Here is a 12863-nt window from a genome sequence, read left to right on the forward strand (position 1 = left end):
GGCCAAAACCCCGGCCGACTCGGCGGACTGATCAACCGCCGCGACGCGGGGCGCACACAGGGCAGGCCGGGTCCTGTCGGTATTTGACGGTGCGCCACTCGGCGTCCTTGAGGTCGAACAGGGCCAGCCGGCCCACCAGCGGCCGCCCGGCGCCGGCCAGTACCTTGATCGCCTCGGCGGCCTGCAGGCTGCCGATCATGCCCACCAGCGGCGAAAGCACCCCGGTCTCGGCGCAACGCAGCTCGTCCTCGCCCTCCTCCCGGTACAGGCAGCGATAACACGGCGCGTCCGGCTCGCGGTGATCGAAGACCGTCACCTGACCGGTCCACTGGATCGCCGCACCCGAGACCAGCGGCACGCGCTGCGAGGCGCAGGCGGCGTTCAGCGCAAAGCGCAGCTCGAAGTTGTCCGAGCAATCGACCACCAGGTCGACGCCCGCCACCGCCTCGGCCAGGCGTTCGCCCTCCAAGCGCGCCTCGATCGGCACCAGCCGCACCTCGGGGTTGATCTCGCCCAGGCGCGCGCAGGCCGAATCGACCTTGCTCTGCCCCACCCGCGACTGATCGTGGACGACCTGGCGTTGCAGGTTGGACAGATCGACCCGGTCGAAATCCGCCAGGTGCAGTTCGCCCACCCCGCTTGCGGCGAGGTAGAGGGCCACCGGCGAGCCGAGCCCGCCCAGCCCCACGATCAATACGCGTGCCTCGAGCAGGCGCTGCTGACCCTCGTAGTCGAGTCCGTCGAGCATGATGTGGCGCCCATAGCGCAACAGTTGTTCGTCTTTCATGTGCCTTGCCGATTTCCTGCGAACCCGGAACGCAAATGCCCGGCCGGTGGCCGGGCATGAGAGCCGGAATGGATCGTTTGGTTGGGCGTGACCGAGTCGAACCGGTCGAGTCGGTTACCTTACAGGTAGTGCCGCCATGGGTCATCGACCTGCTCGCCCGTCTCGTCGGCGGGTCGATCGCGCATCAGGCCCGCCTCGCCGGTCGGCCGGTACTTCTGCAGCGGCAGGTTGCATCCATCCAGGCCGAGTGCCTCACGCTGATTCTGCTCGGTGTAGTCGACCAGGGCGCACTTTAGCTTTTCAAGCAACGCGGCATCGAGGTGAAAGCCGCCGGCCTGCAGCGCCTGGCGAATCGACTTGAGACAGATCCCGGTCAGGTCGTATTCCACTTCCAGGCACAGCGGCCCGCGACGCCGGGCGGCAATCACCCCGGGCAACCACCGCGCGAACGCCTCCGCGGCGCGTGCCGGTTCACCTTCCTGGTGCGGACCACGAAACCAGATTTCGTGCATCTTGATCAGTTGCTTGTCTTCCATGTCGGCGCCCCACGTTCGCCCGCCCTTTCTTGGGCTGTCGCTAAAGCAAGACTAGCGCAGTTGGCAAGGCGAACCAAGAAGGGCGGGTGTCCCGCCATTGCCGATGTTCAGCCGGGACACCGCCCGGCGGTAACGCGTGGCCGGCCGGCCAGGTCCAGGCGTGTCTCGACCGCCTCGAACCCCGCCTGGGCGAGCAAGGCGGCGACCGCTTCGGCCTGCTCGTGGCCGTGCTCGAACAACAGCCAGCCACCCGGGTTGAGCGCCTGCCGTGCCTGCTCGACGATCCGCCGGTAGTCGGCCAGCCCTGCCTCCTCGGCCACCAGGGCCTCGACCGGCTCGTGGCGCACGTCGCCACGCCCCAGGTGCGGGTCGTCGGCGGCGATGTATGGCGGGTTGCTGACGACCAGGTCGATCGATCCCGGGGCCACCGCAGACAACCAGTCACCCTGCCAGAGGCCCATGGAGACGGGACTGCCCTGCTCGGTCATGAAGACGCGATTCGATGCAGCCAGGCGTATCGCCGTTGGGCTGCGATCGACGGCGTGCACCTCGGCCATCGGCCGCTCGGCGGCGATCGACAGGCCGATCGCGCCCGTGCCCGTGCCCAGATCGAGGACACGGCGGAGCGCCCCCTCCGGCAGCCTTTCCAGCGCCCACTCGACCAGCACCTCGGTGTCCGGGCGCGGAATCAGCACCCCCGGCGCGGTACGAAAGCGGTGTCGCCAGAAGCCACGCTCGCCGACCAGGTAGGCCACCGGTTCGCCCGCCGCGCGCCGGGCGCAAAGCCCTTCGAGCGCCGCGCGCGACTCGGCGGCCAGCGGCCGGTCACCCGCAAGCATCAGCCCGGTGGTGTCCAGCCCCGTGACATGCTGGGCGAGCAGGCGGGCCTCGAACAGTGCCTCGGAGCGCTCGCAACCGCGCCCGGCCGCGATGCGATCGGCGCCGTCGCGCAGGATCGAATCGATCGTCGCGTCGTTTTTCGATTGGTCGCCCCGATACTCGCGGGGTCGGATTCCGGCGTCGGGTGTCACGCGGTGTCCTGTGCCAGCGCCTCGAGCTGCGCGGCCTGATCGGCCTGGCGCAGCGGCGCCAGCACCTGGGCCAGGTCGCCGTCGAGAATCTTGTCGAGCTGGTGCACGGTCAGGTTGATGCGGTGGTCGGTCACCCGGCCCTGCGGGAAGTTGTAGGTACGGATGCGATCGGAGCGATCGCCGCTGCCCACCAGGGCCTTGCGGTTGGCGGCCGTCGTCTCGGCCTGCTCGCGGCGCGCCTCGTCGGCCAGTCTTGCCGCCAGCAGGTCCATCGCCCGGGCGCGGTTCTTGTGCTGGGATCGCTCCTCCTGACACTCGACCACGGTGCCGGTGGGCAGATGGGTGATGCGGATGGCCGAGTCGGTCTTGTTGACATGCTGGCCGCCGGCGCCCGAGGCTCGGAAGGTGTCGACACGCAGGTCGCTGGCGTTGATCTCCGGGGCCTCGGCGGCGGGGATCACCGGCATGACCGCCACGGTAGCCGCCGACGTGTGGATGCGCCCCTGGGTCTCGGTCACCGGCACGCGCTGGACCCGGTGGGCGCCCGATTCGAACTTGAGCCAGGCGTAGACGCCCTCGCCGCTGACCCGCGAGATCAGCTCGCGGTAGCCACCGTGCTCGCCCTCGGAGGCCGAGAGCACCTCGACCTTCCAGCCCTGCGCCTCGGCGAAGCGGCCGTACATGCGGAACAGGTCACCGGCGAAGATCGCCGCCTCGTCGCCGCCGGCGCCGGCGCGGATCTCGAGGAAGACGTCACCCTCGTCGTTGGGGTCCTCGGGCAGCAACTGGCGTTCGATATCGGCATCGAGCACCGCGTGGCGTGCCTCGAGTTCGGCGAGTTCCTCGCGGGCCATCTCCGCCATTTCCGGGTCCGCGCCCTCGATGAGCGACCGGGCCTCGGCGAGATCGCGCTCGGTGCGGCGGTAGGCATCGACGTTCTTCACCAGCGCCTCGAGCTTGGCGTACTCGCGCGACAGGCGCTGGAACCGCTCCTGGTCGCCGATCACCTCGGGGTCGGCGAGCAGCGCGGTGAGTTCCTCGAAACGTTCGACCAGGGCGTCGAGACGGGCGGCCAGGGCGTGATGCATAACGACGGGTTCAATTGCGGGGAAGCTGGAAGAGGCACACGGGACGGGCGCGTGTTCGGGGCGAGCGAGTCGGACAGGGTCGCTAGCGTTCGCGGTCGTCGCCGGGGCGGCGATTGCCCCACTGGCCGACCGGCAGGGCGCGCTGGGCCAGCGTCTCGGCGTCCTCGTCGAGTCCCACCACGTGAGAGACGCTCTGGACGGTGGCCAGATCCCCGCTGACGCAGGCCTGACGCAGGACCACGGTGGGCTGGTGGATCAGGCGATTGGTCAGCGTGCGGGCGAGATAGTCGAGTGCCTCCTGCGGGTCGCGGCCGGATTCGACCATCGAGCGGGCCCGGGCAAGCGTTTCATCACGCATCACCTCGGCACGCCGTCGATAGTTGCGGATCAGTTCCGCACCGGTCTGCAATTGCACCCATTGCAGGAAATGCTCGACCTGGACATCGATGATCTCCTCGGCCTGCTCGGCCGCCTCGCGTCGGCTACGTTGGCCCTCGTCGATCACCGTCTTGAGGTCGTCGACCGTGTAGAGATACACGTCCTGCATCTCGCCAACCTGCGGCTCGATGTCGCGCGGCACGGCGATGTCGACCATGAAGATCGGCCGACGCTTGCGCTCGCGGATCGCCTGTTCGACCGCGCCCTTGCCCAGCACCGGCAGGGAGCTTGCCGTCGACGAAATCACGATGTCGGCGCGGTGCAGGTGGGCGGGAATGTCGCCCAGACCGATGGCGCTGCCCTCGTATTGCTCGGCGAGCATGTGGGCCCGTTCGATCGAGCGGTTCGCGACGATCACCCGCGTGAGCCCGGCCGACTGAAGGTGACGGGCACACAATTCGATGGTCTCGCCGGCGCCGATCAGCAGCGCCGTCTTTTCCTCCAGCGAGCCGAAGATCTGCCGGGCCAGGCTGACGGCGGCGAAGGCCACCGAGACCGGCGAGGCGCCGATCTGGGTGTCGGTGCGCACCTGCTTGGCCACCGCGAAGGTGTTCTGGAACAGCCGCCCCAGGATCGGGCCGAGCGCGTTGGCATCCTGCGCCAGCGTGAAGGCGTCCTTGATCTGGCCGAGGATCTGCGGCTCGCCCAGCACCATCGAGTCCAGACCACAGGCCACTCGCATCAGGTGCCGGATCGCCGACTCGTCGGTATGCGCGTAGACGTAGGGGGCCAAGGCCTCGGGCGACATCCGGTGAAACGTCGCCAGCCACTCGACCAGTTCGTCGGTGACGCACTCGGCGTGGGTGTAGATCTCTGTGCGGTTGCAGGTGGAAACGATCGCCGCCTCGCGCGCCCCGCCGTCACCAAGCAGCTCCTTGAGGGCGTTGTGCACGCGATCGGGGCCGAACGCGATCCGCTCGCGCACGTCCACGGGTGCGGTCTTGTGGTTAACCCCGAAGGCGATCAGTGACATGGCGGAATTATAGCCCCGGACACCTCGGTTTGACGATCCCTGCGACATGCCTTGTCCAGGTATCACCCTTTTCGCGAACCGACCCGGTTCGCGCGGCGGGCAAGAGACCGGCCCAGGCGCCCGGGCCAGTAGCGCAGCGTGCCGACGAACAGCGCCGCCACCCCGATCAGCGCGACCAGCCAGTTGGCCCACACACCCTGCGGGTACCCGACGTCGACCCAGGGGGCACCCAGCGCGCAAACCGAGCAGACGAACACCGCCGTCGGCACCGGCCAGCGGGCGCGACGTGCAGCCGGCCAGCGTTCGACCAGCCAGACGGCCGCCGCCACCGACACCAGGCCGACGATCGCCCCGGCGAGCACGTCGGTCGGCCAATGGACCCCGGCGACCATGCGCGAGACACCCATCAGCGAGGCCATCGCCAGCAGCAGTGCCACCCATGGCCAACGCGGCCGCAGTCCGAGGATCAAGAGACCGGCAAAGGTGAACGCGCTCACCGTGTGGCCCGACGGAAACGCCTCGGAGGAGATCGAATGGCCGATGAGGTTGAAGGCACCGGACTCCAGCACAGCGGGGGGACGAAGCACATCGAGAAGCGGCTTGAAACTGTGCGTGATCGCGGTGGCGACGATCGCGGCGAACAGCAGCAGGATCGCCAGCCGGGGTCGCCAGAGCACGAACGGCAGCATCAGCCCCAGGGTCAGCCAGGTATCGGCCAGGGCGTTGATGCCGGCCCAGAACGGCTGGGTCGCCTCGATCCCCCCCAGCGCGTTGAAGACATGGAACAGCGACTCGCGCGCACCGGGCCAGGCGAACACGCCTGCCAGCAGCACGGCCGCGGTCAACACGAACGCCCAGACCAGCTGAGTGGTCGGGTCCGGGTCACGGGCAAAGGCGGGATGGGTGGTCACGTGGACTTCTCCTCGTCAGCCGCCGCCGAACGCGGGCGGCTCGTCGGCGCGCGGAAGGCGTCGTTCTCGCCGGCCAGGTCAAAACGCGCCGGCAGGTGGTAGGTGCGCACGTCGCGCGACTCGTAGTAGGTGCGTGACAGCATTTCCGAGAGCACGCCCGTGGTCAGCATCTGCACGCCGATCAGGATGAACAGGATGGAGACCAGCAGCAGCGGTCGGTCGCCGATATCGTGCCCCAGGATCTTCTCGACCAGCAGATAGGTCATGCCCAGTCCGCCGAGCAGGCCGAAGCCGGTTCCGAGCAGGCCGAAGAAATGCGCCGGGCGCGCCGAGAAACGCATGAAGAAATAGACGCTGATCAGGTCGATGATCACGCGGAAGGTCCGCGACAGCCCGTACTTCGAGGTGCCGGCGGTACGCGGATGGTGTGTGACCACCTCCTCGGCGATGCGGCTGGGCGCCGTCTGGGTGGCAAGCCACGCCGGGATGAATCGGTGCATTTCCCCGTAAAGTCGCACGCCCTTGATCACGTCGGCGCGAAAGACCTTGAGGCTGCAGCCGTAGTCGTGAAGGTTGACGCCGGTCAGGCGCCGGATCAGCCGGTTGGCCAGCCACGACGGGACCTTGCGGACCCAGTCGTCCTTGCGATCGCGCCGCCAACCGGCAACCAGATCGAGGTCCTCGCGCAGCAGGCGGTCGACCATGCGCGGGATGTCGACCGGATCGTTCTGCAGGTCGCCGTCCATGGTCACGATCACCTCGCCGCGGGCGAGATCGATGCCTGCCTGCATGGCGGCGGTCTGACCGAAATTGCGCGTCAGCGGGATCGCCCGCACGTGAGTGCCGAATGCCTCACGCGCCTTGCGGATCCGCGCAACCGTCGCGTCCGAGGAACCATCGTCGACCAACAGCAACTCCCACGCTCCGGTATACTCGACCAGCGCCTCGTGGACCCGCTCGACCAGCGGTCCGACGTTCTCCTGTTCGTTGAACATCGGCACGACGATGGAAAGCGGCGCGGCGGACTGGGCTGTCATGATGTGGGGCACCCCGTGGTTTGAATGCGGCTCGATGCGGGCGTGGCTGGCGAAGACGCCGGGCAGTGTAAGGCAGGAACGACCAAGGCTGCCACCGGCACGGCCATGCCGAGATCCGGAACGCCGCCGAATCGCCCGGACCTCTTCCTCGCAGCAGCGGTACCACGGTTCTTGCCGATCGCTCGAACACTTGACCCCAACCCATGACACCTTGATCCTCGTAACTCCATGAGCCATCGTCAACACAGCTCCCTTTCGGCGGCCCCGTCGACAACGCCGCATCGGCAGGGTCTCGGGCCTCGACAAACCGCGCCCTATCACCGTCGATGAGCCACCCCACCACCCTGCAGCGACTCGAGGCCATGGCGAGCGCACTGGGCGAACGGCTGCCTCGTGACGAGGCACTCGGCATGCTGCTGGAGGCGATTGCCGCCTGCTATCCCGCACTCGCGCGCAGCGCCGTTTTCCTGAGCGAGGAAGGCCGACTGCTGGCCGCGAGCCACGAGTTCGACCGCAGCCTGCTACCGGAACCGGCGGCAGCTACCGATGGCGATGGCATCATTGAGGACGTCGAGGATCGAGTCCTCCTGCAGGCACTTGGCCCCGAAGGCAGCCCACCGGGCTACTGGGCGGTCGAGCTCGCCGCCCCACTGCCCGAGACCGGGACGCTGGACTCCCTGCGGCGGATCCTCGACCACCTGTTCGGCAGTCCCAATGCGGATGTCGGCGAACAGAGGCACCGGCAGAACGAACGCATCGAACGGCTTGAGCGCGACCAGGCGCTCATGCAGTCGCTGCTCGCCCAGATCGACACCCTGATTCTCGCCGACGACGAGCAGCGGATGCTGGAGGTGGTTTGCACTCAACTGGTGGAGACCGGCCTGTTTCTCGGCGCCTGGGTCGCCCCGGTGGATCATGGCGTCGCGCCGATCGCCACTGGCGGCGACAGCGAGATCATCGACCGCCCCGACGCCGACGTGGAACGAACACTCGAGGACGGTATCCGCCGTGCTCGCGCACTGGTCGATGCCGGCCGCAACGTGGTGGTCGACGAGCGCATCGCCGCGCCCTTTGCCGCCCTCAACTGGTTCGACACCCCACCGATGGCCGCGCTCATCCCCTTGTCGCGTGACAATCGGCTCTGGGCCTTCCTGGTGGTGGTCGCCGCCGCCGAATCGGACCTTGACCAGCAGGTGACCGAGGTCCTGGTCCATCTGGGCGAGTTGGTGAACCGCAGCCTGGAGCAGCTCGACCTGCGCGACCGTCTCGACGAAGAGCAGCGACGAAACACGTATCTGGCCTACCACGACCCGCTGACCAATCTGGCCAACCGGCGGGCCGTCGACGCCGAGCTGCCCAAGGCATTGGCCCGGGCCGATCGCCACAACCAGATGCTGGCCGTCGCCCTGCTGGACCTCGACGACTTCAAGCCGATCAACGATCGCTTCGGCCATGCCGCCGGCGACCAGATACTGATGACGTTGGCCACCCGTCTCAAGGAGGCGATCCGCGACACCGATACCGCCGCCCGGCTCGGCGGCGACGAATTCCTGCTGATCCTCGAGGACATCGAGAGCGACGCCGGCCTCACCCGCGTGCTCGAGCGCATCGCCGCGACCATCCGCCGACCGATTTCCCTGGAAGACGGTGTGGATATTCACGCCAACGGATCGATCGGCGTGACCCGCTACCCGCTCGATGACAGCGCCCCGGAACAGCTGATCCGCAACGCCGATGCCGCTCTTTACGCCGCCAAGAACAGCAAGTCGATCCGGGAACAGGACTGGGTAATCTGGGAACGCGAGACCACGCAGCATCACCCGGACATCCCCGACCTGGCCCAGGCGGTCCCGGCCTACGGTCCGGTCGCCCGGATGCTGCTCGAGCGGATCCAGCCGGAAGTCCAGCGACTGAGCGACGAGTTCATCGAGCGGTTCTATGTCGAGCTCTCCCGGCAGGAATCGATCCGCGCCGTGATCGGTCACCTGTCTCCCCGCGAATACCATGCGCTCAAGACGCAGCAGGCCGAGCACCTGGTCTTCCTGCTCGACCCGGACCTGGGCGAGGAACAACACGCCACCCGTGCCCGCCAGATTGGTCACGTCCACGCGCTCGCCGGGGTGTCGCCCAGCGATCTCGTCCGCGCGATCACGGTGTACATGCACGAGTTCAACGAGACCTTCAACCGCGCCCATCTGAACCAGCGGCACCAGAATCGGCTCGAACGGGTATTCACCGAACGTTTGAGCATGGAACTCTCCCACCAGCTCGCCGCCGGCCAGGCAATCGATGACGAGTACCACGAAGCCCTGGTCGCCATCGACCAGCGACGCCGCAACGAACATAACTGGCCGGACTTCAACGAACATCTCCTCGACACCCTGACCGGTCTGCCCGGCATGCTGGGCGTGGCTATCCTCTCGCCCAACGCCGACGGACGCTTCGTCGCCAACTACGCGGAAGGAGTGGACCCGTTCACCTCGGACAGTGGTCGGACCGACGCGCATCCCACGCTAGACCTCAAGCGCCCGGAGTCTGAACACCCGGTCTCGGTGGCCTATCGACAGGCCCGCGTGGTGGCGATGGACAACGCCCTCGTCGACCCGGCCGGCGCCCCCTGGGCCGGGGCGTCCGAGTCCCATGGAATCCGCAGCTCGGCGGCGGTACCGATCCTGGACAACCGTGACCAGCCCATCGCCGTGATCTGCCTGCACGGGCGCATCCCCGGCATGTTCGCGAGTGCCCGGCTGCAGGGTTTCACCGGCCAACTGATGGCGCTGGTCAGCCAGGCATGGCGACAGATCCGCAGCCCGGCCGCCCTGCTCTACGCCAAGGGTGACTACGACCGCTGGCGACAGGCCTTCTACGACGGCGGGCTCGAGATGATCTTTCAGCCGGTCATCGACGTGCAGACCGGTCGACTGACCACGCTCGAGGCGCTCGCGCGCCTTTACCTGCCCGACGGCAAGGTGATTCTGCCGAACATGTTCATCCCCTGGCTCAACGACGGCCAGATAATGCGCCTGTTCGAGATCGGATTGGACCAGTCGCTGGGCTGCCTGCGGGACATCGAGGCCCGCCACGGCCCCTCGCTATCGGTCGCCATCAACCTGCCGGTGGGCGTACTGGTGGACCCGGCCACGCCGGGGCATGTGCGGGCGGCACTGGACCGACACGGGGTCAGCCCGAGCCGCGTCACGCTCGAGCTGCTCGAGCAGGGAGACACCGGCCTCGAGCCGGGCGACCTCGCCAGACCGATGCAACGTCTCGGCGAGCTGGGGATCAACCTCGCCATGGACGACCTCGGCTCGGGTTACAACAACCTGCTGCGCCTGCGCAGCCTGCCCTTCAACACCGTCAAGGTCGACCAGGGCATGGTGCGTGCCGCCCAGCACGAGCCCGGTCGCGTGCTGACCTTCATCGCCTCGATGATCCAGATGGCCCAGGCCCTGGAGTTGCACACGGTGGTCGAAGGGCTGGAAACCCCCGACCTGATCGAGGCGACCGCCCTGCTCGGTGGGCAGCTGGGCCAGGGCTACGCCATCGCCCGACCGATGCGACGGCAGGCACTGTTCGACTGGATGGCCGAATTCGATTTCGCCATCGACGCGGCCCGACCACGCACCGCCCTGGGCGCGATGGCAGCCCTGTGGGGATTGCGCTCCCTCGGGCGCGCCCACCTGGAGAATTCCGAACGCCACCATCGGCTGCGGGCGGCGGCGGCCTTCTGGGCCACCGAGCACCTCGACCGGCATCGCCATCTGGCCACCGGTATCCTGTCGCTGCTCCAGGAATTCCACGACGGCACCATGCCCGGCTCGACCTTCGAGTCCCTCCTGCAGGGCTTCATGACCGATCTCGACCGTATGATTCGTGCCGCGGCGACCGACGATTCCGGCGACTAGTCAGTCTCGCGGTGCCTCGGGGTTCGGGCGCGGGATCAACAGCGACAGGGCCGCGGCCAGCAGGGCCGTGCCGAGCACGAACAGGTGCAGGTTGACCGCGGCGGCCAGCACCGTGCGCGGATCGTCGACCAAGGGCGCGATCAGCAGGGCCACCCCGGCCTCGTAGGTGCCGAAACCGCCCGGGGCGTGCACCGGCAGCACGGTGGTCAGGTCCCCGCCGATCGCGCCGACGACTCCGGCAACAAACCCCACCGGCGCGAAGGCGGCCAGCACCCAGCCGAGCGCGGCGAGCTTGACCAGCCAGTTCGCCCAGGTCCAGAACAGGGTGGCGACAAAGCGCCCTGGCCGATCGGGGAGGCTGGCGAGCATCGCCACGCCCTTGGTGGCCAACCGCCCATCGCGCCCGGCCAGCCGCCCGTGCAGCCAGTGCCGCAACGCGTAGGCAGCGACCGGCGCAAACAGCAGCCCGACGACCAGCACCGCCAGCACGCCAACGGACAGGCCGAGCAGATGCCCGCCCGCGGCCAGGCCGATCAGCAGCACCACCTGCAGGTCGAGCAGCCGAAACCAGAGCAGGACCGGCACGCTCTCGAGCGGCGACAGACGGTAGTAACGCTGCATCAGGACCGGGAAGGCCAACTCGCCGGCACGCATCGGCAGCAGGTTGTTCATCAGGTTGTGCCAGTTCGACAGGCGGAACGCCGACCAGAACCGCCCGCCCAGCCGGTCCGGGAAATAGCGCGTCACCCGCAAGGTCCGCAGCAGGTAGCTCGCCAGCATCAGCGCCAGCGCTACCAGGAGCGCCACCGGGTCGATCGCGCGCCAGGGCGCTACCAGCCGCTCCGGGCCCACCCAGGCGATCGCCGCGCCCAGCACCAGCAGCACGAAGGCCCACCCCAAAATGGTGGCGGCCCGTGGCCACCCGGGCGAGCTCACGAGCCCTCCGAGGAATCGGTGTGCCGGACAGGTCTCGAGACCGGCGACCCGGGTATCGCCGCGCCGCACGCTCGCTCACGTGCCGGGCCTCGTCTTTGGCCGATCGCCTTGGGCGACGTGGGGTAATTGGGCATAATGCGCGTTTGCTCCGTGGCGTGACCGTCGATGGCCATCGGTGGCCGTTGCGACGGGCAGCATACCGATCGGCGGCCACCATCGCAGCACCCCCGGACATCGAGCACGCGCCAAAGACCCAGATGAGCGAGATCGTATTCCACCTGATCGACGACCCGGCCGAGGATGCCTTCTGGTATTTCGCCGCGGAACTCTGCGCGAAGCAGGCCGAGGCCGAGCACCCCACCTACGTGGTCTGCGCCAATCTCGCCCACGTCGAGGGTTTCGACGACTACCTCTGGTCGTACCGTGCCGATCGCTTCGTGCCGCACACCGCCGACCCGGAAGACGCCGACCACGCCCCGATCTTCATCGGCTGCGATCCCGAGGCCGGCGGGTTTGCCCGGGTGATCAACCTCACCGGCGCGACGATCCCGCGTGCGGCCGACCGCGAGCGCATCGACGAGGTGATTCCCCCCGGGGAGCAGCCCCGCGCCGACGCCCGCGAACGCTGGCGGCAGTACAAGGCCGCCGGCGTGGGCATTGACCACAACCGCGTCGAATCGGTCCGCCCCGATACCGCGTGAGCACCGACGGCCATCGAGGCCAACCGCCCCGAGCCGACCTCCCCGACCCGACGACAAGCGAACCAGATAACGGCATGGACAAGACCTACGACCCCCGACAGATCGAACAGGACTGCTACACGCGCTGGATGGACGGTGACCGCTTCCGTCCCGACATGCAGGCCGAGGGCGCCTACTGCATCATGCTGCCGCCGCCGAACGTCACCGGTCGCCTGCACATGGGCCATGCCTTCCAGGACACCCTGATGGACACGCTCACGCGCTGGCATCGCATGCAGGGCGAGGCCACCCTGTGGCAGCCGGGCACGGACCACGCCGGCATCGCCACGCAGATGGTGGTCGAGCGCCAGCTCGAGGGTCAGGGCATCTCGCGTCACGACATCGGCCGCGAGGCGTTCCTGGAAAAGGTCTGGGAATGGAAGGAGCAGTCCGGCGGGTTCATCACCGAGCAGATGAAGCGTCTCGGCGCCTCCTGCGACTGGTCGCGCGAGCGCTTCACCATGGACGAGGGCCTGTCCGA

General features: G+C 68.2%; 11 protein-coding genes. 3 read left to right on the plus strand and 8 right to left on the minus strand.

The genetic code is table 11. The features are described from left to right. Positions 1-31: 31 nt before the first annotated feature. From ACLFRM_RS07095 to ACLFRM_RS07125, 7 genes are all read right to left on the minus strand, one after another. Positions 32-787: a HesA/MoeB/ThiF family protein gene (locus tag ACLFRM_RS07095; protein ID WP_410755040.1), complete on the minus strand. Its 756-nt coding sequence runs from the start codon at positions 785-787 to the stop codon at positions 32-34. 119 nt (positions 788-906) lie between these two features. Continuing rightward, the gene (locus ACLFRM_RS07100; RefSeq protein ID WP_410755041.1) at positions 907-1323 is read right to left on the minus strand and encodes a hypothetical protein; all 417 of its coding nucleotides are present in this window, start codon (positions 1321-1323) and stop codon (positions 907-909) included. 107 nt (positions 1324-1430) lie between these two features. Continuing rightward, positions 1431-2354, minus strand: a complete 924-nt coding sequence (prmC, locus tag ACLFRM_RS07105) for a peptide chain release factor N(5)-glutamine methyltransferase (protein ID WP_410755042.1) — start codon at positions 2352-2354, stop codon at positions 1431-1433. After that, on the minus strand, positions 2351-3442 hold the full coding sequence (gene prfA / locus ACLFRM_RS07110; RefSeq protein WP_410755043.1) for a peptide chain release factor 1: 1092 nt from the start codon (positions 3440-3442) through the stop codon (positions 2351-2353). The genes prmC and prfA overlap by 4 nt, the downstream gene beginning before the upstream one ends. Before the next feature lie 82 nt (positions 3443-3524). Then, a complete protein-coding gene (gene hemA, locus ACLFRM_RS07115) occupies positions 3525-4853 on the minus strand; it encodes a glutamyl-tRNA reductase (protein WP_410755044.1) in 1329 nt (442 codons plus the stop codon). A 62-nt stretch (positions 4854-4915) separates the two neighbouring features. After that, positions 4916-5764, minus strand: a complete 849-nt coding sequence (locus ACLFRM_RS07120; RefSeq protein WP_410755045.1) for a phosphatase PAP2 family protein — start codon at positions 5762-5764, stop codon at positions 4916-4918. Next, positions 5761-6801 (minus strand): glycosyltransferase family 2 protein, encoded by a 1041-nt coding sequence (locus ACLFRM_RS07125; RefSeq protein ID WP_410755046.1) that lies wholly within the window; start codon positions 6799-6801, stop codon positions 5761-5763. Before ACLFRM_RS07125 ends, ACLFRM_RS07120 begins: the two co-directional genes overlap by 4 nt. Positions 6802-7127: 326 nt before the next feature. On the opposite strand from ACLFRM_RS07125, the gene ACLFRM_RS07130 reads away from it, so the two are divergent. Then, entirely contained in the window at positions 7128-10706 is a 3579-nt protein-coding gene (locus ACLFRM_RS07130) for a diguanylate cyclase domain-containing protein (protein ID WP_410755047.1), read from the plus strand. Here the strand turns inward: ACLFRM_RS07130 and ACLFRM_RS07135 are convergent, their stop codons facing one another. Continuing rightward, positions 10707-11642 (minus strand): lysylphosphatidylglycerol synthase transmembrane domain-containing protein, encoded by a 936-nt coding sequence (locus ACLFRM_RS07135; RefSeq protein ID WP_410755048.1) that lies wholly within the window; start codon positions 11640-11642, stop codon positions 10707-10709. Positions 11643-11899: 257 nt separating this feature from the next. On the opposite strand from ACLFRM_RS07135, the gene ACLFRM_RS07140 reads away from it, so the two are divergent. Further along, the gene (locus tag ACLFRM_RS07140; RefSeq protein WP_410755049.1) at positions 11900-12343 is read left to right on the plus strand and encodes a DNA polymerase III subunit chi; all 444 of its coding nucleotides are present in this window, start codon (positions 11900-11902) and stop codon (positions 12341-12343) included. Between the two features lie 74 nt (positions 12344-12417). Further along, positions 12418-12863 (plus strand): class I tRNA ligase family protein (locus ACLFRM_RS07145; protein WP_410755050.1); only part of this gene is annotated, 446 nt, incomplete at its 3' end.

Source organism: Guyparkeria sp. (assembly GCF_046540515.1).
In the GTDB taxonomy this organism is placed as follows: domain Bacteria; phylum Pseudomonadota; class Gammaproteobacteria; order Halothiobacillales; family Halothiobacillaceae; genus Guyparkeria.